Raw genomic sequence first — 24,743 nt, 5'->3', positions numbered from 1 at the left:
AGGCTCGTCATAGTTCGTTTCATTTTCTTGGGACGAACCGGCCGGATCTGTCCGATGCGTAAGGCCCATGCCATCTTGCCGTCATGAATCGCCGATCAAACGGGGCAATAACGATGAGAAAAAATTACTCGATCTTTATCTCGATCATTTTGATTCGGCATGAATTGCCTGTTATCGAATAATCGATTTGTTGAAAGAAGGTGAAATCTCGATTGTCATCGGCATGGCGTTCACGATTGACTAACTCGCCGGTTACAATCGCCAATCGATTGATCAGACGCTTTCCGAGAGCGCTGGATAAGAACAAGGGCGAACCACCATGAACGTGCAGGATATCGCGGGGGCGATACAGGCCGGTGTGATTCAGCAGGATCGGCTCGTGAAACTCGATACCCCGCTCGGGGCCGATAAACTGGTCGTGCAACGCGTCGTCGGCCGTTCGACGGTGGGGCGCGATTACACCTTTACGCTCGACGTCGTTTCCTCCGACGACGACATCGCGTTGAAATCGCTGATCGCGCAAGCGGTCACGCTGTGGATTCAACAGGCCGATGCCAGTTATCGGCCGATTCAGGGCCATGTATTCACCGCGCGCCGGCTCGGCGCCGACGGTGGCCTGACCACATATCAATTGACCGTCAGCGCGTGGCTGCATCTGCTGCATTTTCGGCGCGACCAGAAAATCTGGATCGACAAGAGCGCCGATGCGATCGTCACCGATATTTTCAATGCACACCCCGAGGCGCAGGGGCATTTCCGTTTCGCGCTGTCGCAACCGGCCGCGAATCGTTCCTATACGCGCCAAAGCGAAACCGACTGGAATTTCGTCCATCGGCTGTTCGAGAGCGAAGGCTGGTTCGGTTATTGGGAGCAGGGCGGCGATGGTAAATCGCATACGCTGGTCGTGACCGATGCGATTGCATCGTTGCCCGAACTATCGCCGGCTACCGTCAACTTCGCGCGCATGGCGACCGGCGCCGAAACCGACGCGCTGACGCAGTGGTCCGGCACGCGCACGCTGCAGAGCGTCACGCTGACCACGCGCACGTTCGACTACAAGAACCCGTCGGTGTCGGCGAACCCGAAAGGCACGCAGACGCCGACCATGGGCAACCAGGGCGCGCTGCCCGATCAGCTCGACGTGTACGAGTACACCGGCGGCTATACGTTCGGCGACCAGTCGCACGGCGACAAGCTCTCGCAGGTCCGCATGGAGGAATGGGAGTCGCAGGCCAAGCGCTTTCACGGCGCGGGCGGCGTGCGTGCGCTCGATGCCGGCCGCCGCTTCACGCTGGCCGATCACCCGGTGCATGACGGCGACCCCGCCGCGCAGCGCGAATTCGCCGCGATCGAGGTGGCGTGGTGGATCGAGAACAACCTGCCGGTGACCGGCGCGCCGCACTTTCCGCACAGCCTCGAAGCCGCGCTGGCCGAGGCGCGTGCCGAGGACGGCGAGGCGGCCACACCGGCCACCCAGGTCGCGCACGACGATGGCTCGGTGGGGTTCTATCGCGTTGCGGTCGAGGCGCAGCGCACCAATGTGCCGTATCGCAGCCCCGTCGATCATCGCAAGCCCGAGATGCATCTGGAGACGGCGATCGTGGTCGGCCCGGATGGCGAGGAGGTGTATACCGACGAGCTGAACCGCATCCGGGTGCGTTTTGTGTGGGACCGCGTGAACCCCGGCGACCAGGGCGCGTCGACGTGGGTGCGCGTGGTGCAATCCGATACCGGCGGCGGCTACGGCGGCGTGCATATGCCGCGCGTGGGCGAGGAAGTGCTGATCGACCATATCGGCGGCGATTGCGATCGGCCGATCGCCGTGGCGCGCGTCTATAACGGCCAGGCCACGCCGCAATGGCACAGCAACGGCATCCTGTCGGGCCACCGCTCGAAGGAGTATGCCGGCAGCGGCTACAACCAGATGGTGCTCGACGACGCCACCGGCCAGAACCGCCTGCAACTGATGAGCAGCAGTGCGAACAGTTTGCTGCACCTCGGCTACCTGATCGACCAGAGCGGCAATTCGCGCGGCGCCTATCTCGGCAGCGGCTTCGATCTGCGTACCGACGATTACGGCGCCGTGCGTGCGACGCAGGGGCTGTACGTCACCACGCATCCGAAGGCCGCGAACAGCCAGCCGCTCGACGTGCGCGAAACCCAGCAGCAACTGGTGGGCGCGGAAAGCCTGATCGAATCGCTGTCGTCCGTCAGCGTCCAGCATCAGGCCGAAAGCCTGCAGGATGCGCACGACGCGTTGCGCGAGTTGACCGACGCGACGCAGAGCAGCCGTAGCGGCGCGGCCGCCTCGGGTGGCAACACGGCCGGCGGCGGCACCGGCAGCGCCAACGTGTTCCAGCAACCCGTCATGGTGTTCGGCAGCCCGTCCGGCATCGGCATCTCGACGCAGCAATCCGTGCACCTGGCCGCCGCGCAGCACATCAATCTCGTCAGCGGGCAGAGCACCCACGTCGTCGCCGGCAAGTCGCTGATCGCGAGCATCGGCCAGAAACTGAGCCTGTTCGTGCAGGGCGCCGGCATGAAGCTGTTCGCCGCGAAGGGCAAGGTCGAGATCCAGGCGCAGGACGACAACGTCGAGGTGACCGCGCAGAAGACGGTCAAGCTGCTGTCCGCCACCGATTCCGTGCAGTTGGCGGCCGACCAGGGCATCTTGCTGACCAGCGGCGGCGGCTATATCCGCCTGTCGGGCGGCAACATCGAGATCCACGCGCCGGGCACCGTCGACGTGAAGGGCGCGTCGCATACGTTCGCGGGGCCGGCCAGCATGGGTTATCCGCTGCCGTCCGCGCGGCCCGATCAGCCGGGGCAACTGGAATTGCTGCATCAGTATGCGAACGGCGAGGCCGTGAAGGGCGGGCTGTTCTCGGTGCTCGACGCGAACGGCGGCGTGCTGCGCCAAGGCGCGCTCGACGCGAGCGGCAAGGCCGTGGTGAGCGGCTTGCCGCCCGGCGTGGTGCAGGTGGCGTTCGGCAAGGACCCGCGCGTGCAGAGCGACAAGGCCAGCGAGTTCGCGCCGCCCACCTGGCCGGCGGCCGCCGATACGGCGAGCGCCGATGCGGGGCCGGCCGCGCAATCGCAGCTCGGGTCCTTGCTGCCTTCGGCGGGGGCGTTGGCGTCGGTGGCGTCGGTCGCCAAGACGGCGAGCAGCGTGGCCGGTGCGGTGGGCTCGGCGTCGTCCGGTGGGGTGGGCGGCATGCTCGGTGCGGCCGGTTCGCTTGCGTCGAAGGGGCTCGGTGCGATGGGGGGCAGCAGCGGCGCGCTTGGCAATGTCGCCGGGTTGGCCGGCTCCGTTGCTTCGGGGGGAACGTCCGCGCTCACGGGCGCGATCGCTTCCAAGGGAATGGGCATGGCGCAGCAGGCCCTGGGCAGTGCCCTGCCGTCGGGAGCGCAGGGCGCGCTGGCGCAGGCCAGTGCGCTGAAAAACACCGCGCAGCAGCTTGGCGGCCTCGCACAAAGTGCGAAGGGCGCTGCCGCCGCGTTGAAAATGGTGTGACGCAGGTCGCATGACCCGTTTCGATATTTCGCATTCCGATAAAAATATTCATAGAACCATTCGATCATGACCGCTCCGGCCGTTATCCAACCGCTGCCGACCGATGTTTTCGTGTCGCCGCTCATCAAATTCCATCCCGAGGACGTCGCGGCGAACCTCAAGGATCTGGACAAGTGGCTCGGCGATCTGAGCGGCGGAGTGGTCACGCTCGCTCGTGTCGAGATGGTGGCGCGCAACGTTCCGGTGCTCGCCAACATCTTCGCCGCCGTCGATCTGATCAACGACATCCGCGCGATGATCAACCACGGCGACAAGCCGATCGACATGTTCGACTGGTTGAACCTCGGCCTCGACCTGATCGGCATCATTCCGTTGCCGCCCGGCACCGCACAGGTGCGGATGGGCGCACGGCCGTTGATGGCGCTGATGCGCGAGGAACTGGTCAAGAACGGCAAGGCCGCGGGCGAGGCCGCGCTGAACATGATGCGGGACAGCGTGATCGCCGTGATCGCGGACGGCTTGCAGGCGCGCTACGCGGGCGAGATCGAGACCTTCCTGAACGAAGTGCGCAAGGATCTGACCTTCGTGCTGAACAAGGCCGCCGAGTACATGACTACGCTGATGAACGGTCTCGCCGACCTGTTCGCGCACGCGGCCGGCGAGAACTACAGCAGCCAGAACAACGTCAACAATCTGAAGCGGGAAGGGAAGCAGGCGCTGCACAACGTGGTGTATCAGCCGGGCGCCGTGTTGGGCAATATCGGGTCGCTGCTGGTGAACGGCGTCAAGATCGTCGCGAAGGGCGAGATCAATCTCGCCACGTCTGCGGTGAAGATGGTGGATCCGCACGCGAGCGAGCACCTGATGGCGGTCGCGAACGGGCTGCGCCAGAAGATCCCCGCCATGCAGAAGGCCGTGAAGTCGCTCGACGGCAACGACATCGGCAAGATCGGCTGGCTGATCGAGGCGGGATTGGCAGGCGTTGTGAGCTGGCGCGCGCGCCATTCGAAGACGCAGACTTCGGCCGTGAAATCGCAGGGCTCGACCAAGGTCGAGGCGCGGCGCGGGGAGGGGGCGGTCGAAAAGCAGAACAAGACGGGGCCGGCGGAACATCCGGGCGTCAGTTGCTGCAATCTGTCCACGCCCGTGAAAACGCCAGCGGCCGCTTCGGGGAACTCGATCGGCTTCGCGCTCGGCGACGAGCGCATCGATCACGACGATTTCATCATCGACGGGCCGATCCCGATTGCCTGGGTGCGCACTTATCGCTCGTTCTTCGACGCCAACGACGAGCGCGGCGAACTGGGGCCGCGCTGGACCACGCCCTATACGACGCGCATCGATGTGCACGCAACGAAGCTGGTGTACCACGATGCGGAGGGGCGCAGCCTCGATTACCCGTTGCTCGATATCGGTACCGCGCACGACGATCAGGCGGAAGGTTTGACGCTGCTGCGTGTCGATGAACGCTGGCTCACCGTGACGCGCGGGCACGACGAACTGGAAGCGTACGAGCGGGACGGCGACCGGTATCGTCTTTCCTTCATCAAGGACCGCGCCGGCAATCAGTTGACGTTCGATTACGACGCTCTGGGACAGTTGCACCGCTTGATCGTGCCGCATCGTCAGGTCGCGTTCAGGTTCGATTCGCACGGGCGGATCGTCGAAATCTTCGAGCATGACGCCGAGGGCGAGCGTGTCGGCCGGTTGGCCGCCTACGAGTACGACCAGGAAGGCGATTTGATCGCGGCGTTCGATCGCTATGGCAACCGCCGCGAGTATCGGTATCGGCACCATCTGGTGACGCGCTACACCGACCGAACCGGCCGCGGCGTGAATCTCGAATGGGATGGCACGCACGCGAAGGCGCGTTGCTTCCGCGAATATCGCGACGACGGCAGCGATGAAGTCACGCTCGCCTGGCACCCGAATTTCCGCATGGTGGCCGTGACCGATGCGCTCGGAAACGTCACGCGGCACTACTTCGACCGCAAGGGCTACACGTTCCGTGTCATTCATCCGGACGGTGCCGAAGAATGGATGTATCGGAATGCGAACGACAAGCTCGTTCAATACACGCATCGCGACGGCGGCAAAGAGTTCTTCGATTACGACGCGCGCAGCAATCTGGTTCGCCATCAACGTGCCGATGGTTCCGTCATCCGCATGGAATACGACGCGAAGGATCAGGTCGTCAAGACGATCGATCCGCACGGACATGCGTGGGAGCAGGAGTACGACGAAGCGGGGAATGTCGTCGTCGCGAAGGACCCGCTCGGGTACGAGACGAAGTACAAGTACAACGAGCAGGGTTTGCCGACGACCGTGATCGACGCGAAGGGCGGCGCGAAAACCTTGAGCTATGACGCGGGCGGGCGGCTCCTGTCGTATCGCGACTGTTCGGGAAAGACCACGAAGTGGGCTTACGATGCGGCCGGACGGCTGGCGGAAGCGACGGATGCGTCCGGCGCCGCCACGACGTTTCAATATGCGGCGAACGGGCAACTCGATGAAGTGCGTTCGCCGGCTGGCGTCGAGCGGATTCAATACGACTCCGAAGGGCGCTTGCTGCAGACGATCGATTCGATGCAGCGGGCCACGCGGTATTCCTACGACGTGGGCGGGCGCGTGGCGTCGCGGGTGGATGCGCTCGGCCAGCGGCTCAGTTATGGCTACGATCGGCTCGGGCGATTGGTGCGCCTCACGGATGCGAACGAGGCTTCGTATACGTTCCGGTACGACCCGGTCGGGCGCTTGCTGGAAGAGATCGAGTTCGACGGGAAGTCGACGCAATACGTTTACGACGAGGCGAGCGGTGATCTTGCTTCGATCGACGAAGCGGGTCGCGTCACGCAGGTTGAACATGATCGTGGCGGGCGCTTTGCGAAGCGCGCGTGCGGCGATGAATCGGAATCCTTTGCTTATGACGCGACCGGGCGTTTGATCGAGGCGAGCAACCGGTACAGCTGGGTGCAGCGCTTCTTCGATCCGGTCGGGAATCTTGTGCGGGAGCACCACGCCTACGATGTATTTGGCGTGAAGCGCAGCTACGTGTGGCATCACGGGTATGACGAACTGGGCAACCGTAAGCAGACCGTACGGCCTGACGGGCACACGATCGACTGGATGATGTATGGCTCCGGGCATGTGCACGGGCTGCTTGTTGATGGTGTGGATCGCGTTCAACTCGAACGCGATGATCTGCACCGCGAAGTCAGACGGACGCTGGCGAGCCGGATCGGACAAACGACGGTCTTCGATCCGGCCGGGCGCATCGAGCGTCAGACCGTGCAACGCGACAAGGCACCGGGGGCATTGAGTACGCGGCGTTATCGCTACGACGCGGCCGGGCAACTGACGCAGATCGAGGACAGCCGCAAGGGCGCGACGGATTATCGATACGACCCGGTGGGGCGGTTGATCGAATCGATCGGGCCGGGGCTTCGCGAGCGGTTTGCGTTCGATCCGGCGAGCAATATTGTTGATCCGGGTGCGCCGGAAACGGCGCGCACTCGAAGCGAGTATCTGGGCCGGCATGAGAGTACATTGCCGGCGTCGGTGCCGAAGGTGCTGGGGAATCTGCTCAAGGATTATGCGGGCACGCACTTCGATTACGACGCGCAAGGGAATCTGGTTCAGAAGCGTTCACCGGCCGGTGTGCAGCGGTTCGAGTGGGATGCGTTCAATCGGATGCGGGCGGCGGATGTCGAAGAGACTGCCCGGCGGAGTGCGTCGCGCTATTTTTATGACGCGCTGGGACGGCGGATCGGGAAGGAGGTGAACGGTTCGCGGACGGTGTTCGGCTGGGATGGCGATACGCTGGCGTATGAGTCGAATGATTCGCGCAGCACGCATTATGTGTATGAGGCGGCGACGTTCGTGCCGATGGTGCAGTATGTGTCGGAGCCGGTGGAGGGGATCGAGACGCCGGTGGTTCATGCCGATGCGCGGTATGTGCCGGAGGAGGATCCGCTTCAGCGCGTGCCGGTGGCGCAGAGCGAAGCGCGGGTGATGTTCTATCACTGTGATCAGATCGGCACGCCGTTGATGATGACGGATGAGGCGGGGGAGGTGGTTTGGGAGGCGGCGTATAAGGCTTGGGGTGAGGCTCGGGAGGTGATTGGGCGGGCTTCTGGGGCGGCTGGGGTGGGTTTGGTTGTGAACTCGCTGCGGTTTCAGGGGCAGCAGGTTGATGATGAGACGGGGCTGCATTACAACCGGTATCGGTATTACCTTCCAGAGACCGGTAGGTTCATTAGCAACGACCCGATCGGTTTGGCGGGTGGCATTAACGTCTATCAATATGCTCCGAATCCGATAAGCTGGATGGATCCGTTCGGTCTATCATCCACGACCGACGGAGCAGGGGCTTCGATACCGTTAAACGAATACGGTGTTCCTGATCGTGAGCAGTTTCAACCTAAGCAAAATATTGCGTCGTCTTATAAAAGAGATGCGGCCTGTGGTCCTAATGCTGCCCAGACTGCTTCAGTTCAAGGGGTGCCATGCGTTGTCTGTGGAAATGTTGCACCTAAGATGGTTGCTGACCATAAAGATGCATTGGTGGTGGAGTACTATCGAACTGGATCGAATAATTCGAAAAATCAATCTTCGGTATCGGCAGTGCAGCCACATTGCCCAGTATGTTCAAAACGCCAGGGCGGGATGGCATCCGCATTCTCGAAATGTATGAAAGGTAAGTTGGGGATTTGATAATGGAAAAATCGAATTTGAACGATTTTCTTGAAATTCAGAAAGAAACTTGCGAGCGGCTGGGTTTGCCAGATTTCTCTCCTGAAGAGATGGTTGCTGTTGCAATTTCGACGCTTGGGGAAATGCCCATATATGGAACGCGTATTTCCTTGCCCGACGGAGGGAATATTAGTTGGTTTTTCCACTGTGGTGAATATTCTGATGCGGCTGATTTTTATAAACCTGTGCATGCGGAACACTTGTCGGAAATGCTTCCGTCAGTATTGAAGTATTTGCGACTGCCGCCAGGGTCAAAGTTCATCATTGACGATCAAGGATATGAGGATGTATGGATGGTTCAATAATTAGTATTGTTTCGGGCGTGTGAGGTCGACGTTGCAACAGCTACGAACCAACCTTTTCCCACCACCAACTCGAGCTACGATCGGCTCGGGCGATTGGTGCGCCTCACGGATGCGAACGAGGCTTCGTATACGTTCCGGTATGACCCGGTCGGGCGCTTGCTGGAAGAGGTCGAGTTCGATGGGAAGTCGACGCAATACGTTTACGACGAGGCGAGCGGTGATCTTGCTTCGATCGACGAAGCGGGCCGCGTCACGCAGGTTGAACATGATCGTGGCGGCCGCTTTGCGAAGCGTGCGTGCGGCGATGAATCGGAATCCTTTGCTTATGACGCGACCGGGCGTTTGATCGAGGCGAGCAACCGGTATAGCCGGGTGCAGCGTTTCTTCGATCCGGTCGGGAATCTTGTGCGGGAGCACCACGCCTACGATGTATTTGGCGTGAAGCGCAGCTACGTGTGGCATCACGGGTATGACGAACTGGGCAACCGTAAGCAGACCGTACGGCCTGACGGGCACACGATCGACTGGATGATGTATGGCTCCGGGCATGTGCACGGGCTGCTTGTTGATGGTGTGGATCGCGTTCAACTCGAACGCGATGATCTGCACCGCGAAGTCAGACGGACGCTGGCGAGCCGGATCGGGCAAACGACGGTCTTCGATCCGGCCGGGCGCATCGAGCGTCAGACCGTGCAACGCGACAAGGCACCGGGGGCGTTGAGTACGCGGCGTTATCGCTACGACGCGGCCGGGCAACTGACGCAGATCGAGGACAGCCATAATGGGCAATTTTTTTGTAAATGCGTTTTATACGCTTGAAAATCTGATCAGCTTGGTCAAAAGGAAAAAGGATCGAGATGCGGTTTATATGATTTACGTTCGCGAGGGTGTTAGCGATCTGCAGTCGGACATGGAGGTCTACGTCGGTGATGTGCCTGACTTCGACGACGATGAAAATGAGGTCTTGCCTCAATCAGTAACCGCATTGGGGCTTGAGCAAGGCTACATGCGAGAGCATTTCCAAGATGTTGTCGATCTAGCGTACAAGCAAAAACCAGCTGCCTCTGTGGATCAGGTGGTTCGATGTCTTAATCATTATGCGCAGTACGACGATTTCTTAGGTTTGAATTAAGAAGCCAATGATAATGGCCTAGAAAGCGGCCATTGCTGAACGCGATATCACGATATTTGTCCGGGCTGCTCGTCGATAACGTGGATCATGTTCAGCTTGAACGCGACGATCTACATCGCGAAGTAAAACGAACGATGATGAGCCGGACTGGGTAAATTACGAATTTTCAATTTGGTCGGGCGCGTTGAGCGCCAGACTGTGTGCTGCGACAAGGCACAAGGAGCATTGAGTACGCGGCGTTATTGCTACGACACGGCCGGATAATTGGCGCAAATCAGAGAAAGCCGTACGGGCTCGATGGATTACTGATATGACCCGGTGGGGCGGTGGATCGAATTCTGGATTCTCGACCATCGGAGGCTTGCTGCATTAAAATTGGCTGTAAAATGTATGCCATATCAAGTGGATTCGCAAGATCAAGTAAATGGTCGGATGCGGAGGATGATCTTTAAAAATGGTGGAAAATCAATGCGTTTGAAGATGGAGGACGGTCAGTCAATGATCGTTGAATGAGATGAATATTGATAGAGCGAAAATTTCCGAAATTAAGAGTCGAGAGGATTTTATTGATTTTGTGGAGGAGCTTTCGAGATTGATAAAGGGAGGGGAGGAAATTGAAAATGGCTCTGTTGGGGCTTATTTGGGTGGAATAGCTTCGTGGGTCGAGGACATGGATGGCTATTATGAAAATATGGGAATTTCTGAAAGTGTAAATCTTGAGTCCATGAATTGGAGGGTTCTTGCCGATATATTGGTGGCCGCCACGATGTATGAATGAATTGATCTACCAATCATGGCGTGGATGATGCCGCAGGCGAGATAAATGGAATGAGGATTTCGGTCGTAAAGGGGAGTGTCAGATTTCCGTGTTCGATCCGTCCGGGCGCATCGCCTATGCGGCGTCGAGCCACACGGCAATCAACCGAGCCCTCCGACGGTCCGACTATCAGCGTCACCACATCATTCAGGATCGAGGGGGCAACTATCGTGAAGCTCCTGCGATTCTCATCCCACAAAACCCGATCCACAAAGCGATCGGCGATAGCCAGAACGCGCGCCGTGATGCAATGACGGCCGCAGGTCAGGACCCGCGGGCTACTGGAATCCGGGATCAGTTTAATTACTCGTCGAAAGATATGCGGGCTGCTGGGATTTCGGACGACTGCCGTAAACGTGCCTTGAAGAAGGCGTACAAATACTTCGACAAACTCGGAGCGATCAAATGACGGATTTCACCGTGTTGCTGGGAGAAGGGTTTCGCAGGAATGCCCCGTCCAACCCAGTGGAAATCGCGAGCTTGGAAACTACTTTAGGTGTCTCGCTCCCATTGAGCTACAAGGGCTTCCTTGGGTGGTCGGATGGAGGCGAGGGTGAAGTTGGTGACCTTTATTTATCGATGTGGACCGTCGCGCAGGTCGTCGAACTCAATGCTTTGTACTCGATTACGACGCGCATGGGCAGAAGCTTCGTGGGCATCGGTACGGACGGTGGGGATTACTGCTTTGCTCTGGATCTTCAAAAGGGTGAACGTTTCGTTGTTGTACCGCTCGGTGCGCTCGCTGAGGATGAGATCAAACCACTGGCTAGCGACTTCGTATCTGGACTGACCAGCATCCACGACGGCCGTATTACGGGCAACGATCTATAACTGCAACCATTGCTATGACGCACATTCGATCCAGTGCAAGGTGCTGGAAGAGGCGCAGAGGACCTGTCGGACCTGTCCGTAATTTCGTGTTCGAGGCATATTCATGTCCCAAGGAGGACGTATGCCTCGCAACCCGAAGCCACTATGGAAGAGCGCTTCTTCCAGCCCGCCGTGTGATGCCCAACTCGCCTCGAACACGGAAATTCTAATGGCCCCGGTCCCGGTCGCCTCCCCTCATTTCACCCCATCCTGAAACATCCACCCCCGCCCATCCCCTAATCTCCGTTTCACCCCCACCGCAAGCGTGCATCTCCACGCACCCACCACCCATGCCCACCCCAACCCCCCCCTCGACCGAAGCCCAAATCCGCCACATCCACACCCAATGGCACGCCGCGATCACCTCCCGCGACCTCGAAGCCCTGATCTCCCTCTACGCCGGCCACGCACACTTCGAATCCCCATCGGTTCTGGCGATCACCAGCGACACAGGGCACCCTCACCGGCAAACCCGCCATCCGCAACTTCTTCGCCACCGGTTTCACCCAACTCGCGAACACCTTCACCGATTGGTACCGCACTGGCGATTTCTTCGCGAACGGCGGCCAGCTCGTCTGGGAATACCCGCGCGTCACGCCCACTGGCGAACAAACCGACCTCGTCGAATTCATGGACATCGAAGACGGCCTGATCGTCGCGCATCGTGTCTATTGGGGCTGGCGCGGCCTGCAATCGCTGCTCGCGGTCGCGACAGTCGCAGCAGTCGAAGCAAACCGCCAGGCCTGACGCAAAACGGGCCGGCGCATGTTCCCATGCAAACCGGCCCGCATCACCTTCAGTCATCCGAATCAACCCCCGGCGCGCCACCCAACCCACGCCCGAGGAAACGCGACCTCAAACCATCAAGCCCGCACAGCCCCACCAGCTCGCTCGGTCCGCGCCCACCCCACAAACGCCCCCACACCCAACACCGTCAGGCACACGATCGGCACGATCATCGGCCCGAACGCGGACCCGGTCAGCTTCCCGGCCAGCGGCATCAAATTCTGGCTGAAGAACCCGCCAAGATTCCCGATCGAGTTGATCGCCGCCACGCTGGCCGCAGCCCGCGCGCCGGTGAAATAGCGCGGCGGCATCGACCAGAAGCACGGGTAGATCAGCGGAATGCACGCGCCACCGAGCACGAGCGCGATAAAGCGCAGCGGCGTGGTCGGCAGCACGAGGCTCAACACGAAACCCACCGCGCCGAGCGCGGCCACAATGCCGATGGTGCGCAGCAGGCTCTTCGCGCGCTTAAGCTTCGGCGGCAGCCAGATCAGCAGCACCACGGCCAGCGCCCAAGGCAGCATGCTCAACAAACCGTTCGTTGTGCTGGACACCCCGAACGACTTGACGATGGTCGGCAGCCAGTAGGTCACGCCATACAGCGACGTCGACATCATCATGTACGTGGCGGCGAACAGCATCACGCGCGGGTCGAGGAACGCCTTCCACGGCTGCGAATGCTCGGCATGCGGCGGCGCCTCGCGTTCGAGTGCGGTGGCCACGAGCTGCTTTTCCTGCTCGGACAGGAAGCGCGCCTCGCGGAACGACGTGGGCAGCAGCCAGAACACCAGAATGCCCACCACCACGGCGGGAATCCCGGTGGCGATGAACACCCACTGCCAGCCCTCCAGCCCGCCGATGCCGCTCAGGCTCAACAACCAGCCGCCCACCAGCGAGCCGAGCATGTTGGCCAGCGCGCTGCCGAGCGTGAAGATGCCGAGCACGCGCGCGCGGTAGCTCTGCGGAAACCACAGCGTCAGGTAATAGATCACGCCGGGATAGAAGCCGGCCTCGGCGATCCCGAGCACGAAGCGCAGCCCGCTGAAGATCGGCATCGAGGTGGTGAAGCCCATCGCGACGGTGATCAAGCCCCAGGTCAGCATGATCCGCGCGAGCCAGACGCGCGCGCCGAACTTGTGCAGCGCGAGCGTGCTGGGCACCTCGAACAGCAGGTAGCCGATGAAGAACAACGAGGACGCCAGGCCGAACGCGGATTCGGAAATATTGAGGCTGTGCGCCATCTGCAACTTGGCGAAGCCGACGTTCTGACGATCGATGAACGAAATCAGGAACATCACGACGAGGATCGGCATCAAGCGCCACGCGATCTTCGACATGACGCGCTGCTCGTCACCGGCGGCAGCGAGGGAAGGGGAGGCAAGGGTCACGCTGGGCTCCTGTTTGAAGCGTGTTGCTGAAATGAATCGCAGTGCGAATCGCTGGGCTCAACGCGTCAGATACGCATCGAGCTGGGCCGTGAACATCTCGTTCCAGGTTCGCGGCCGGGTCTTGATGGTGCCGACGCCATGCAGGAAATCGACGAACTCCATGAGCCGGTCGGGCACCACGGCGTAGCGGGTTTCGGGCATGCCGAGCATCGCGACGATGTCGTCGGCGGACACCCGCAGGCCCGACGACGACACATAGATCGCGGCGGCCTCGCGCGGATGCGCGGCGATGAAGCGGTTGGCCTCGTCGAGCGCGCCGATGAACGCGGCGGCCAGCCCCGGCTCGGCGTCGATCACGCTCTTGGGCGCGAACACCACGTCGAGCGTCAGCGGGCCGAGCGCCTGCACGGCATCGGTCACGCGATGAATGCCGGGCTGGCGCAGTTCGAGAATGGAGAACGGCGGCGAGCCGAAATGCGCGGTCACGCCGCCGTCGCGCCGGATCAGTGCGTCCATGGCCTGCGGATGCGGCAGGTTCACGGTGATCGGGTCGAGCTTGGCGAAATGCGGCAGTCCGAACTGTCGCGCGGCGATCATCTGCAACACCACGGCGGCCAGCGACGTATGGATGCCGGGCACGGCGATCCGGTCGGCGGGCGTGAAATCGGCCAGCCCGCGAATGCGCGCCTGATTGGTGTTCAGCGACAGCGAGGTGGCGGATAGCCCCGCGATGCCGATCACCTCGACGTTCGGAATGCCGCGCGCCCGCGCCCACAGCTCGATGAAGCCGGGCGCGCCGGCGCCGGCGAAATCGAGCGTGCCGGCCATCATCGCGTCGTTGACGGAATTGCCGCCGTCGAGCAGCACCCATTCGACCTTGACCTGATCGAGCCCGCGTCGCACGGCATGCGCCTCGAACAGGCGCTGCCGTTCCATCACGAGCAGCGGCAGGTACAACACGCCATAACCCTTCGAAATCCTGACGGTTCGGCCGCGCGACAACGAAAACGCCCGCGCCTGGCGCGCGAGCGGCGCGGCGGCAGCAGCAAGGCCGGCGGCGAGCAGCGCGCGCCGGCCGGACGACGGCGTGGGCATCGTGCGGTCTCCTCCGAAACGGCCGTGGCGGCCTCTTGACGAACTGGCATGGAGGTTAGCGGGCGAACCTGAGAAAATGCTGAGATCCGTCCCCCGGGAATACCCGTAATCCACCTTATCGGCAGGACTCACCATGCGCATTCTGGTCGTCGAGGACGACGCGGAAATCGGCGAAGCGATCGGCAGCCGCCTGACGCGGCTCGGCCACGCGGTCGATCTCGAACGCGACGGTGCGGCGGCCAGCAGCCTGCTCGGCGTCGAGGCGTTCGATCTGGTCGTGCTCGACGTGATGCTGCCGTCGATGGACGGCTTCGCGATCCTGCGCCGCCTGCGCGCCTCGGGCAGCACCACGCCGGTGCTGCTGGTCACGGCGCGTTCGGCGATCGACGATCGCGTCAGCGGCCTGGGCCTGGGCGCCGACGACTACCTCGTCAAGCCGTTCGACTATCGCGAGCTGGACGCCCGCGTGCAGGCGCTCCTGCGCCGCAACAGCGGCCACGCCAGCGACGTGCTGCGCTTCGGCGGCCTGGCGATCGATCGCAGCAGCCGCCTGGCCGAGCTCGACGGCCAGCCGTTGCCGCTGTCGCGCCAGGAGTTCGCGCTGCTCGAAATTCTCGCGAGCCGTCCGCAGCGCGTGTTTTCGAAGGACGAACTGCTGAACCAGTTGTTCAGCTTCGGCCGCGAGCCGTCGGCGAATGCGGTCGAGCAATACGTGACGCGCGTGCGCAGGAAGCTGCAGGGCAGCGACGTCGAGATTCGCACGGCACGTGGGATGGGCTATCAGATTGCGACGCGCTGATTGGTTTCCGAAAACGCTGTTTGGCCGCACGCTGCTGTTCATCGCGTGCGTGGTGCTGTCGGGCGCGGCCGCGCTCGCGCTGGCGGCGCGCTATTACGCGGGCGTCGCGGCGGAGCGCGCCTACGATCAATTGCTGTCGGGTGCGGCGATCCAGGTGGCGGAGAACCTCTACGTGCAGGGCGGCGTGCTGGCGCTGAATCCGCCGGTGGCGGCGCTGTCGTCGCTGTCGCGCTACGACCTGGTCTATTACAAGGTGGTCGATTCGCGCGGCGTGGTGGTGGCCGGCTACAACACGCTGCCCGATGCGGCGAACGTGGCGGCGGCGCAGCGCGGCACGCAGTTCGCCTCGCGCAACTACGAGCGGCAGGCGGTGCGGATCGCCACCATCGCGCGCTACATGCCCGAGGAACGCACGCCGGGCTGGGCGCTGGTGACGATCGCGCAAACCACCCACGCGCGCGAGCAGTTGACCAACGACATGAGCCTCAAGGTGTGGACGCTGATCGGCCTGATGACGGCGCTGGCGATCGGCGCGAGCGCGCTGGCGATCCGGCGCGGCCTGCTGCCGCTCGCGCAGATCGAATCGATCATCGCCGCGCGCGATCCGGCTGACTTACGGCCGGTGGTGATCGATACGCCGAGCGAGATCGCGGCCATCATCGGCGCGATCAACGGCCTGATGCGCCGGCTCGGGGAGCGCGTCGCCACCATGCAGCGCTTCATCGCCGACGCGGCGCACCAGATGCGCACGCCGCTCGCGCGGCTCGACGCGCAGATCGAAATGTTGAGCAACGAAACCGACGCCGCGCGGCAGCGCGCGCGTCTCGACACGCTGCGCGCGACCTGCTCGGACGTCGGCCGCCTGACCGGGCAGTTGCTGAACCACGCAATGGTGATCCACCGTACCGAGGTGGTGCCGTTGCAGCCGGTGGATCTGGCCGCGCTGGCCCGCGAGGTGTTGGGCCGCACGATCCCGTTGGCCGACGAGCGCGACGTGCAGGTGTCGCTCGACGCGCGCCTGAGCGATGCGACCATCCAGGGCGACGCGATCAGCCTGCAGGAAGCGCTGTCGAACGTGCTGCACAACGCGCTGCATCACGGCGACGCGAGCCAGATCGACGTGAGCCTCGACGGCACGCGCGAGCGCGTGATGCTGACCGTCACCGACAACGGCTCGGGCATCGCGCGCGAGCACTGGGATGCCGTGCTGCGCCCGTTCGTGCGGCTCGACGGCAGCGGCGCGCAGCGTCGCGACGGCTCGGGCCTGGGCCTCGCGATCGTCAAGGAAGTGATGGACGCGCACGGCGGCCAGGTCACGTTCGCGTTGCCGGAGCGGGGCGGTTTTTCAGTGATCCTGACGTTTGTGCGCCAGGCATGAACGGCCTGAATGAAAAGGGGCGGCCGAAGCCGCCCCGTCATGCGCGACCCGCGCAACACGGGTCAGGCGCTGCGAGTGCCGATGCTTAGTTGGTCGACAGCGTCAGGGCGGCAGTCAGGTCGCCCATCGCCGCCGCGCCGTTGGCGGCCAGCGCGTTGTCGCGCACCGTCAGGCCATGCAGCTTCGGCAGGCTGTAGCGGCGCGTGATGAAGCGCAGGATCGAGGCCGTGTCGTATTGCGTGTGGTCGACGAAACCCTTCTTCGCGAACGGCGACACGATCAGCGCCGGAATCCGCGTGCCCGGGCCCCAACGGTCGCCCTTCGGCGGCGCGGCGTGATCCCAGAAGCCGCCGTTTTCGTCGTACGTCACGATCACGACCATGTTGTTCCACTGCGGGCTCTTCTGCAGGTGGGCGATCACGTCGGCGATGTGCTGGTCGCCCGAGGCCACGTCGGTGTAGCCCGCGTGTTCGTTCAGGTTGCCCTGCGGCTTGTAGAACGACACTTGCGGCAGCTTGCCCGCGTCGATCGCCTTGATGAACTCGGAGCCGTTGATGCCGCCGTCGAGCACGTGCGCCGCGCGTGCCGCGGTACCCGGCGCCAGGTCCTTGTAGTAGTTGAACGGCTGGTGGTGGTACTGGAAGTTCGCCTTCGCGATCGTGGTGCCGTCGGCCGCGGCGGCCGGCGTGGTGCCTTGCGCGTTGCTCAGCGCCGCGCCGAACGCGCCGCCGTACCAGGCCCACGACACGTTGGCCGTGCTCAGCAGGTCGCCGATCGTCGTTTCCGTCTGCGGCGGCAGGGTGGTGGCGACGGTCGGATCGGCCAGCGTCAGCGTGGCGTCGGTCGCCGGGGCCTTGTTGCCGCTCGGCTGATACGGCGGCTGCATCGTGTTGACCGCGTAGAAGTCCGGCGTCAGGTTGCCCGAGTTCAGGAACTTCGGCACGCCCGTCAGCGCCGAGGCCGGCGAGGTGGCCGGATCGACCGTCAGCGACACGCCGTCGGCGTTCACCGTCGAGATCGACTTGGAGGCCACGCTGTTGTTGGCGTTCGGGTAGACCGGCGCGCAGGCGCAGATCAGGTATTGGTGGTTCAGGAACGAGCCGCCGAACGCGCCCATGAAGAAGTTGTCGGCCAGCGTGTATTGCTGGGCGATCTTCCACAGCGGCAGCTTCGATGCGTCGGTGTTGTAGTGGCCCATCACGAGGCCGCCCGAATCCGCCCAGGCCGCGAACATGTTGTTCTTGCCGCCGTTGATCTGCATCTGGTTCTCATAGAACCGGTGATACAGGTCGCGCGTCGTGACGTTCAGCCCCGTGTTGAAGCCGGCCGTGTCGTCGATCGCGAACGGCGCGTTCGGCAGGTTGGCCGTCATGGCTTCGGTCACCGGCACAGCCGCGCCGGCGGCGGTCAGGCCGCCCCAGATCCTCGGCAACGTGGCGAGCGGGGTGCCGTCGCGGTCGAGCTGAACGGCGTCGGCGGCCTTGATGTTGGCCGTGCCGTTCGCGCCCGGGAAGGCGCCGTAGAGGTTGTCGAAGCTGCGGTTTTCCGCGTAGATCACCACGACGTTCTGCACCGACGCGAGCGTCTGGGCAGCCGGCGGGGTGGTGGTCTGCGTGGTGTTGTCATCGTCGCTGCCGCAGCCTGCCAGGAAGGCGGCCGCTGCAAGCGCGATGGGCGTAACGCGGATCAAGGTTTTCTTCATTCGTTGTCTCTCTGTCGCACATGTACCGTAGGAGCCGGCGGAATCCTCGTATGACGAATGACAGCCGGCCGACCGGATTATGTAAGTAATGTTTGACGGCTAAATGTAGTAAAGCTTTCGTTTGCCTGTCGATTCAAAGTCACGTGATTGACATTTGACTGACATACGCTCGCGCCTTCCTTTCTTGTCTTTCGGAATGTCATGCGCAGCCTGTCACGAGACCTCGCCCGGCCCCGGCCGCTTCGTCACCCGTTGGTTGCCCGCGCGGCCGTCATTGCGTCGATGCTGGTCGCGGGGCTGTTGAGCGGCTGCGACCAGCACGCGCCGGGCTCGGCGGGCAATGCGCCCGCCGCCTCGGGCGCCGCTGCCTCGGTTGCGTCGGCTGCGCAAGCCGCCGCGCCGCGGGCCGCGAGCGACGAGATCGTGGTGGCGAACCAGCCGCAGACGCGCGCGCAGGTTTATGCGGCCGTCAAGAAGATGACAGTGCTCGGTAAGCAGATGTTTTTCGATCCGTCGTTGTCGGGTTCGGGCAAGCTGGCGTGCGCGTCGTGCCACAGCGCCGAGCATGCTTTCGGTTCGCCTAACGCGCTGTCGGTGCAACTGGGCGGCGACGATCTGCATCAGCAGGGCTTCCGCGCGGTGCCCACGCTGATGTACCTGCAGAAGGTGCCGCCGTTCACCCGGCACTTCCACGATTCGGACGAAGAAGGCGACGAGAGCGTGGACGCCGGCCCGACCGGCGGCCTGACCTGGGACGGCCGCGTCGATCGCGGCGAGCAGCAGGCGCGCATTCCGCTGCTGACCCGCTTCGAGATGAACAGCACGCCCGAGAAGGTGGCGAAGGCCGTGCGCGCGGCGCCGTATCTGGCCGATTTCCGCGCGACGTTCGGCGACAAGGTGCTCGGCGACGACAAGGCCACCTTCGAGGCGGTGTTGCAGGCGCTCGGCACCTACGAGCAGACGCCCGAGGTGTTCACGCCGTACAGCAGCAAGTACGACGCGTTCCTCGATCACAAGGCCACGCTGACCGAGGCCGAGATGCGCGGCCTGGCGCTGTTCAACGACGAGCGCAAGGGCAATTGCGCGAGCTGCCACATCAGCCAGCGCTCGCTCGACGGCCAGCCGCCGCAGTTCAGCGATTTCGGTTTGATCGCGATCGGCGTGCCGCGCAATCGCGCGCTGGCGGTCAACCAGGATCCGAAGTTCTACGATCTCGGCGCATGCGGGCCGGAGCGCCAGGACCTGAAGGGCGAGGACGAATACTGCGGGATCTTCCGCACGCCCACGCTGCGCAACGTGGCGCTGAAGAAGGCGTTCTTCCACAACGGCATCTATCACTCGCTCGAAGAGGTGATGCGCTTCTACGTGCAGCGCGACACGAACCCGGAGAAGTTCTATCCGGTGCGTCACGGCGTGGTGCAGAAGTTCGACGATCTGCCGAAGCGCTACTGGGCCAACATCAATACCGAGCCGCCGTTCGACCGCAAGAAGGGCGAGAAGCCGGCGCTCGACGAGGCCGAGATCCAGGACGTGATCGCGTTCCTGAACACGCTGACCGACGGCTATCAGGCCGGCGGCGCGGGCAAGGACAAGCTCGCCGCGCGCTGAAACCGCCGCGGCGGGCGGGCTCCGATCGTCGAAAATCGGCATGGTATGCTCGCCGGCGAGGCGCATGCGCGCCTCGTCCCGCTCATCCGAATGCCGAGGAGAACCGACGATGGGGGCACCCCTTGCGAACCTGAAACCGGCGGCAGGGCGGCCGCGACAGGCGGCGCGCACGCTGTCGTGCGGCGTCGTGTTGCTCGATCCGGCGGGCCGCGTGTTGCTTGCGCACGCAACCGAAACCACGCATTGGGACATTCCGAAGGGCGCGCGCGATCCGGGCGAAGCCGAGCGCGACGCCGCGCTGCGCGAGCTGTTCGAGGAAACCGGCATCGTGCTCGCGCCCGATCGCCTGATCGAACTCGGGCACTTCGCCTATCGCACCGACAAGGATCTCTATCTGTTCGCCGCGCGCCTGCGCGACGCCGAAACCGATCTGTCGGGCTGCCTCTGCACTTCCATGTTTCCTAGCCGCGCGACGGGGGCCTCGATTCCCGAGATGGACGCATTCCGCTGGGTCGAGGTGGCGCAGGTGGCCGAGTACGCGAGCCGCAGCCTCGCCAAGGTGTTCGCGAGCACGCTGTCGCTGACGGCGCTGCATCGGCGGTTGCCGGCCTGAGTGCCACGGCGGCAGCCGTTGGCGGCGGACGAAAAAAACCGGCCGAGGCCGGTTTTTTGCATCGAGCGCCGGGTGAACGGCGTGGCTTACTTCGCCGTGCCCCAGCTATCGCGCAGCGGCACGATCCGGTTGAACACCGGCTTGCCCGGCTGGGTGTCGTAGCGGTCGGCGACGAAGTAGCCGTGTCGCTCGAACTGGTAGCGCGCTTCGGGGGCCGCGTTCTGGGCGCCCGCGTCGCCCGGTTCCAGGTAGGCGTTGACGATCTTCTTCGAATCGGGGTTCAGCGCTTCCAGATAGTTGCGCCCGCCCGCATCGGGATGCGCCTCGCGGAACAGGCGGTCGTAGATCCGCACCTCGGCCGGCACCGCGTGCGCGGCGCTGATCCAGTGGATGTTGCCCTTGACCTTGTAGGTGTTCGCGCCTTCGGTGCCCGACTTGCTGTCCGGGAAGTAGTTGCAGTGCACCGCTGTGACGTTGCCTTGCTCGTCCTTGTCGAAGCCCGTGCACTCGATCACGAAGCCGTAGCGCAGGCGCACCTTGTTGCCGGGGAACAGGCGGAAATAGCCCTTCGGCGGCACTTCCTGGAAATCCTCGCGCTCGATCCACAGCTCGCGCGAGATCGGGAACGTGCGCTGGCCGCGCTCCGGATGATGCGGATGCACGGGCGCCGTGCAATCCTCGCTCCGGCCTTCGGGGTAGTTGTCGATCACGAGCTTGAGCGGGTCGAGCACGGCCACCGTGCGCGGCACCTTCTCGTCGAGATCGTCGCGCAGCGCGCCTTCGAGCACGCCCATGTCGATCCACGAATCGACCTTGGTCACGCCGATCCGGTCGCAGAACAGGTGCAGGCTTTCCGGCGTGAAGCCGCGGCGGCGGATGCCGACGATGGTCGGCATCCGCGGGTCGTCCCAGCTATCGACGTGGTTCTCGTTGACCAGTTGCAGCAGCTTGCGCTTGCTGGTGATCGCGTAGGTCAGGTTCAGTCGCGAGAATTCGATCTGTTGCGGCAGCGGGCGCGTGAAGCGGCCGGCGTCGGCCAGCTCGTTGAGCACCCAGTCGTACAGCGGGCGGTGATCCTCGAATTCGAGCGTGCACAGCGAATGCGTGATGCCCTCGAGCGCGTCCGAGATGCAGTGCGTGTAGTCGTACATCGGGTAGATGCACCACGCGTCGCCCGTGCGGTAGTGATGCGCGTAGCGGATCCGGTAGATGACCGGGTCGCGCATGTTGAAGTTCGGCGAGGCCATGTCGATCTTGGCGCGCAGCACATGCGCGCCCTCGGGGAATTCGCCGGCCTTCATGCGACGGAACAGGTCGAGGTTTTCCTCGGGCGAGCGGCTGCGGAACGGCGAATCCGTGCCCGGCTCGGTGGCCGAACCGCGGTTCGCGCGCATGTCCTCGGCGCTCTGGCTGTCGACATAGGCGCGGCCGCGCTCGATCAGCAGCTCGGCGAACTGGTAGAGCTGATCGTAGTAGTCGCTCGCGAAATACTGGTGATCCTTGCCGTCCTTCTGCCAGTCGAAGCCGAGCCATTGCACCGCGTCGATGATCGAGTTCACGTACTCGACGCTTTCCTTTTCCGGGTTCGTGTCGTCGAAGCGCAGGTGGCACACGCCGCCGTAGTCGCGCGCGACGCCGAAGTTCAGGACGATGCTCTTCGCATGGCCGATGTGCAGATAGCCGTTCGGCTCCGGCGGGAAGCGCGTTTCGACGCGGCCGCCCCATTTGCCCGAGCGATTGTCGTCGTCGATGGTGTTGCGAATGAAATTGGATGCCGCGGGGGCGTCGTTGCGTTCGGTGCTCATGCGGGAACTGGAAGAAGTGGGGCGCGCGCCGGGTGCGCCGCCCGAAACCGTCGATTCTACCTGACGCGGGCGTGGAGCGAGGCGCGTGTGGCGGCGGGCAGGGCCTTCTGTTTCAGTCGTAACGGGAGGTAAAACGCGTTGTCGGGCGGTGAGCGGCCTTTTTAAGATAAGTCACCCGGTTCGAAGCCGCATGAACTCCAAGGGGAATACCAACATGAACACGAAAATGAAAACCACGCACTTCCTGATCCGCGCAACTGTCATCGCCCTCGTCGTCTCCAGCCTCGGCGCCTGCGCCGTGACGCGCACCCAGCGCAACGCCGGCATCGGCGCGGCAGCGGGCGGCGCACTGGGCTACCTGATCACGGGCGGCCCGATCGGCACCGTGGCGGGCGCGGCCGGCGGCGCGCTGGTCGGCGCGAACGTCCATCGTTGATGCCTAAGGGCGGCGGGGCGCGGCACGCGCCGCGACCGGTTTGCCGCCCGAGGTCGGTTTCGCTCGATGCTTGATGCTTGATGCGAACCGCCCCGATCTCCGAACCCTCTGACGATTGAAGCCGCCCGTCATCCCGGCGCGGTGAACGTCCGGACAAAACGTTCCAACAGGTTTGCGGGCCGGCGGCAGCGCTGGCCCGACCGGCTTCCGCTCTACCGGGCGGGAGCCGCCCGCGTTGCCCGCAACGGCGACGCAAAAGACGGCAACGTCGAGCTGCAGCAACAGGCATCAGGGAGAAATCCGGCATCGGAACTCTGGCGATTCGGCGCGAGCCGGGCGCGGAGGGAGGGGTGCCGGTCAGACAGGACGCCGCGGGAGGCCACTCACCGCGGCGCGGCGCCGGGACACGCGAGCAGCGTGCCCCGGCGTTTTTTATGCGGCGCGCACCGTGCGCCGGCGCGTTCGCCGCCTCATAGCGCGCCCTTGCCGCGCAATGCGGCGATCGCCGCGTCGTCGTAGCCGAGCAGCTCGCGCAGCACTTCATCGGTGTGTTCGCCCAGCAGCGGCGGGGCGCTGCGGGCCTCGGGCGGCGTTGCGCTCATCTTCACGGGATTGCGCACCAGCTTGACGGGCGTGCCGCTCGGATGCGGCAGCTCGATCTGCAACCCGCGCGCCACCACCTGCTCGTTCTCGAACACCTCGCCCAGATCGTTGATCGGCCCGCACGGCACGCCGGCCGCCTCCAGCGCGGCGATCCACGCGTCCTTGCCGCGCTCGCGAGTCATCTCCGAGAGGATCGGCACCAGCACCGGGCGGTGCCGCACGCGCGACGGATTGGTCGCGAACCGCGGGTCGTCGGCCAGTTCGCCGCGCCCGCCGGCCTCGACGAACTTGCGGAACTGGCTGTCGTTGCCCACCGCCACGATGATCCAGCCGTCGCTCGTCTGGAACGTCTGGTACGGCACGATGTTCGGGTGGGCGTTGCCCCAGCGGGTCGGCGGCTGGCCGCTGGCGAGGTAGTTGGTGTTCATGTTGGCGAGCAGCGCCACCTGCACGTCGAGCAGCGCCATGTCGATGTACTGACCTTCGCCGGTGCGGTCGCGGTGCGTCAGCGCGGCCATGATCGCGACCGCCGAATAGAGCCCGGTGGCCAGGTCGGCGATCGCCACGCCGGCCTTCTGCGGGCCGCCGCCCGGTTCGCCGTCGCGCTCGCCGGTGATGCTCATGAAGCCGCCGAGGCCCTGGATGATGAAGTCGTAGCCGGCGCGGTGCGCGTAGGGGCCGGTCTGGCCGAAGCCGGTGACCGAGCAGTAGATCAGGTCCGGCTTCACGGCGCGCAGCGCGTCGTAGTCGAGGCCGTATTTCTTCAACTGGCCGGCCTTGTAGTTCTCGATCACCACGTCGCTTTGCGCGGCCAGCTCGCGGATCACGCGCTGGCCCTCGGGCGAGGCGATGTCGACCGTCACCGAGCGCTTGTTGCGGTTCGCGGCCAGGTAGTAGGCGGCCTCGCGCGTGTCGCTGCCGTCGGGCGCGCGGTGGTAGGGCGGCCCCCAGTGGCGCGTGTCGTCGCCGGCGCCGGGGCGCTCGATCTTGATCACGTCGGCGCCGAAATCGGCGAGCGTCTGCGCGCACCACGGCCCGGCGAGCACACGGCTCAGGTCGAGCACGCGGATATGACTCAAGGCTCCCATCTGCTGTTCGTCTCCCTTGTCGAATCTGGCTGCGCCCGCGGCTGCCGGCCCG

At 63.8% G+C, this 24,743-nt stretch carries 18 protein-coding genes and 2 pseudogenes; 14 read left to right on the top strand and 6 right to left on the bottom strand.

Translation table 11 applies throughout. The features are described 5' to 3' along the window. Positions 1-124: 124 nt before the first annotated feature. On the bottom strand, positions 125-424 hold the full coding sequence (locus AB4851_RS27800) for a hypothetical protein (protein WP_414452005.1): 300 nt from the start codon (positions 422-424) through the stop codon (positions 125-127). Between AB4851_RS27800 and tssI the strand changes: the two genes are divergently transcribed. The 9 genes and pseudogenes from tssI (at position 320) to AB4851_RS27755 (ending at position 12,137) form a co-directional block, all read left to right on the top strand. Beyond that, positions 320-3,514 carry a type VI secretion system tip protein TssI/VgrG gene (tssI, locus tag AB4851_RS27795; RefSeq protein ID WP_414449635.1) on the top strand — a complete coding sequence of 1,065 codons (3,195 nt, stop codon included), beginning with the start codon at positions 320-322 and terminating at the stop codon, positions 3,512-3,514. The genes AB4851_RS27800 and tssI overlap by 105 nt on opposite strands. Before the next feature lie 66 nt (positions 3,515-3,580). After that, a complete protein-coding gene (locus tag AB4851_RS27790) occupies positions 3,581-8,227 on the top strand; it encodes an RHS repeat-associated core domain-containing protein (protein ID WP_414449634.1) in 4,647 nt (1,548 codons plus the stop codon). 2 nt (positions 8,228-8,229) lie between these two features. Next, entirely contained in the window at positions 8,230-8,571 is a 342-nt protein-coding gene (locus AB4851_RS27785; protein WP_414449633.1) for a hypothetical protein, read from the top strand. A gap of 156 nt (positions 8,572-8,727) precedes the next feature. After that, positions 8,728-9,357: pseudogene (locus AB4851_RS27780) on the top strand (sugar-binding protein); the annotation flags it as partial. Then, complete coding sequence (locus AB4851_RS27775) at positions 9,353-9,703, top strand: hypothetical protein (protein WP_414449632.1); 351 nt, start codon at positions 9,353-9,355, stop codon at positions 9,701-9,703. The pseudogene AB4851_RS27780 and the gene AB4851_RS27775, both read left to right, overlap by 5 nt. A gap of 514 nt (positions 9,704-10,217) precedes the next feature. Continuing rightward, positions 10,218-10,481 (top strand): hypothetical protein, encoded by a 264-nt coding sequence (locus AB4851_RS27770; RefSeq protein WP_414449631.1) that lies wholly within the window; start codon positions 10,218-10,220, stop codon positions 10,479-10,481. A gap of 88 nt (positions 10,482-10,569) precedes the next feature. Beyond that, positions 10,570-10,929, top strand: coding sequence for a hypothetical protein (locus AB4851_RS27765; RefSeq protein ID WP_414449630.1), 360 nt, complete (start codon positions 10,570-10,572; stop codon positions 10,927-10,929). After that, positions 10,926-11,351 carry an SMI1/KNR4 family protein gene (locus AB4851_RS27760; protein ID WP_414449629.1) on the top strand — a complete coding sequence of 142 codons (426 nt, stop codon included), beginning with the start codon at positions 10,926-10,928 and terminating at the stop codon, positions 11,349-11,351. The genes AB4851_RS27765 and AB4851_RS27760 overlap by 4 nt, the downstream gene beginning before the upstream one ends. 329 nt (positions 11,352-11,680) lie before the next feature. Beyond that, positions 11,681-12,137, top strand: a pseudogene (locus AB4851_RS27755) (nuclear transport factor 2 family protein). Between the two features lie 116 nt (positions 12,138-12,253). On the opposite strand, the gene AB4851_RS27750 reads toward AB4851_RS27755, so the two are convergent. Beyond that, positions 12,254-13,513, bottom strand: coding sequence for an MFS transporter (locus AB4851_RS27750; protein WP_414451964.1), 1,260 nt, complete (start codon positions 13,511-13,513; stop codon positions 12,254-12,256). Between the two features lie 108 nt (positions 13,514-13,621). Continuing rightward, positions 13,622-14,659, bottom strand: coding sequence for an ABC transporter substrate-binding protein (locus AB4851_RS27745; protein ID WP_414449628.1), 1,038 nt, complete (start codon positions 14,657-14,659; stop codon positions 13,622-13,624). Between the two features lie 133 nt (positions 14,660-14,792). Here AB4851_RS27745 and AB4851_RS27740 point away from each other — a divergent pair, with 133 nt between their 5' ends. Together AB4851_RS27740 and AB4851_RS27735 are read left to right on the top strand one after the other, a co-directional pair. Further along, positions 14,793-15,458, top strand: a complete 666-nt coding sequence (locus tag AB4851_RS27740) for a response regulator transcription factor (RefSeq protein WP_414449627.1) — start codon at positions 14,793-14,795, stop codon at positions 15,456-15,458. Continuing rightward, on the top strand, positions 15,445-16,836 hold the full coding sequence (locus AB4851_RS27735) for a sensor histidine kinase (protein ID WP_414449626.1): 1,392 nt from the start codon (positions 15,445-15,447) through the stop codon (positions 16,834-16,836). Before AB4851_RS27740 ends, AB4851_RS27735 begins: the two co-directional genes overlap by 14 nt. Before the next feature lie 85 nt (positions 16,837-16,921). Here AB4851_RS27735 and AB4851_RS27730 read toward each other — a convergent pair whose 3' ends face one another. Then, a complete protein-coding gene (locus AB4851_RS27730; RefSeq protein WP_414444871.1) occupies positions 16,922-18,538 on the bottom strand; it encodes an acid phosphatase in 1,617 nt (538 codons plus the stop codon). Between the two features lie 201 nt (positions 18,539-18,739). On the opposite strand from AB4851_RS27730, the gene AB4851_RS27725 reads away from it, so the two are divergent. Together AB4851_RS27725 and AB4851_RS27720 are read left to right on the top strand one after the other, a co-directional pair. Next, the gene (locus tag AB4851_RS27725; RefSeq protein ID WP_414449625.1) at positions 18,740-20,146 is read left to right on the top strand and encodes a cytochrome-c peroxidase; all 1,407 of its coding nucleotides are present in this window, start codon (positions 18,740-18,742) and stop codon (positions 20,144-20,146) included. A gap of 109 nt (positions 20,147-20,255) precedes the next feature. After that, entirely contained in the window at positions 20,256-20,759 is a 504-nt protein-coding gene (locus AB4851_RS27720) for an NUDIX hydrolase (RefSeq protein ID WP_414449624.1), read from the top strand. Positions 20,760-20,845: 86 nt separating this feature from the next. Here the strand turns inward: AB4851_RS27720 and AB4851_RS27715 are convergent, their stop codons facing one another. Then, a complete protein-coding gene (locus tag AB4851_RS27715) occupies positions 20,846-22,564 on the bottom strand; it encodes a glutamine--tRNA ligase/YqeY domain fusion protein (RefSeq protein ID WP_414449623.1) in 1,719 nt (572 codons plus the stop codon). Between the two features lie 226 nt (positions 22,565-22,790). On the opposite strand from AB4851_RS27715, the gene AB4851_RS27710 reads away from it, so the two are divergent. Further along, complete coding sequence (locus AB4851_RS27710) at positions 22,791-23,000, top strand: ornithine acetyltransferase (protein WP_414445570.1); 210 nt, start codon at positions 22,791-22,793, stop codon at positions 22,998-23,000. A gap of 470 nt (positions 23,001-23,470) precedes the next feature. On the opposite strand, the gene AB4851_RS27705 is transcribed toward AB4851_RS27710, so the two are convergent. Then, a complete protein-coding gene (locus tag AB4851_RS27705) occupies positions 23,471-24,691 on the bottom strand; it encodes a CaiB/BaiF CoA transferase family protein (RefSeq protein WP_414449622.1) in 1,221 nt (406 codons plus the stop codon). Positions 24,692-24,743 lie beyond the last annotated feature (52 nt).

This window comes from Burkholderia sp. 22PA0099, from assembly GCF_047497165.1.
Taxonomy (GTDB): domain Bacteria; phylum Pseudomonadota; class Gammaproteobacteria; order Burkholderiales; family Burkholderiaceae; genus Burkholderia.
Note: the sequence above shows the minus strand (reverse complement) of the source record. Positions and strands in the feature narration are given on the sequence as shown.

Bases quoted from the DNA above. Each gene is read 5' to 3' on its own strand.
- tssI (WP_414449635.1), top strand. From the start codon at position 320: ATGAACGTGCAGGATATCGCGGGGGCGATACAGGCCGGTGTGATTCAG.
- AB4851_RS27790 (WP_414449634.1), top strand. From the start codon at position 3,581: ATGACCGCTCCGGCCGTTATCCAACCGCTGCCGACCGATGTTTTCGTG.
- AB4851_RS27785 (WP_414449633.1), top strand. From the start codon at position 8,230: ATGGAAAAATCGAATTTGAACGATTTTCTTGAAATTCAGAAAGAAACT.
- AB4851_RS27775 (WP_414449632.1), top strand. From the start codon at position 9,353: ATGGGCAATTTTTTTGTAAATGCGTTTTATACGCTTGAAAATCTGATC.
- AB4851_RS27770 (WP_414449631.1), top strand. From the start codon at position 10,218: ATGAATATTGATAGAGCGAAAATTTCCGAAATTAAGAGTCGAGAGGAT.
- AB4851_RS27760 (WP_414449629.1), top strand. From the start codon at position 10,926: ATGACGGATTTCACCGTGTTGCTGGGAGAAGGGTTTCGCAGGAATGCC.
- AB4851_RS27750 (WP_414451964.1), bottom strand. From the start codon at position 13,513: ATGTCGAAGATCGCGTGGCGCTTGATGCCGATCCTCGTCGTGATGTTC.
- AB4851_RS27745 (WP_414449628.1), bottom strand. From the start codon at position 14,659: ATGCCCACGCCGTCGTCCGGCCGGCGCGCGCTGCTCGCCGCCGGCCTT.
- AB4851_RS27740 (WP_414449627.1), top strand. From the start codon at position 14,793: ATGCGCATTCTGGTCGTCGAGGACGACGCGGAAATCGGCGAAGCGATC.
- AB4851_RS27730 (WP_414444871.1), bottom strand. From the start codon at position 18,538: ATGAAGAAAACCTTGATCCGCGTTACGCCCATCGCGCTTGCAGCGGCC.
- AB4851_RS27725 (WP_414449625.1), top strand. From the start codon at position 18,740: ATGCGCAGCCTGTCACGAGACCTCGCCCGGCCCCGGCCGCTTCGTCAC.
- AB4851_RS27720 (WP_414449624.1), top strand. From the start codon at position 20,256: ATGGGGGCACCCCTTGCGAACCTGAAACCGGCGGCAGGGCGGCCGCGA.
- AB4851_RS27715 (WP_414449623.1), bottom strand. From the start codon at position 22,564: ATGAGCACCGAACGCAACGACGCCCCCGCGGCATCCAATTTCATTCGC.
- AB4851_RS27710 (WP_414445570.1), top strand. From the start codon at position 22,791: ATGAAAACCACGCACTTCCTGATCCGCGCAACTGTCATCGCCCTCGTC.
- AB4851_RS27705 (WP_414449622.1), bottom strand. From the start codon at position 24,691: ATGGGAGCCTTGAGTCATATCCGCGTGCTCGACCTGAGCCGTGTGCTC.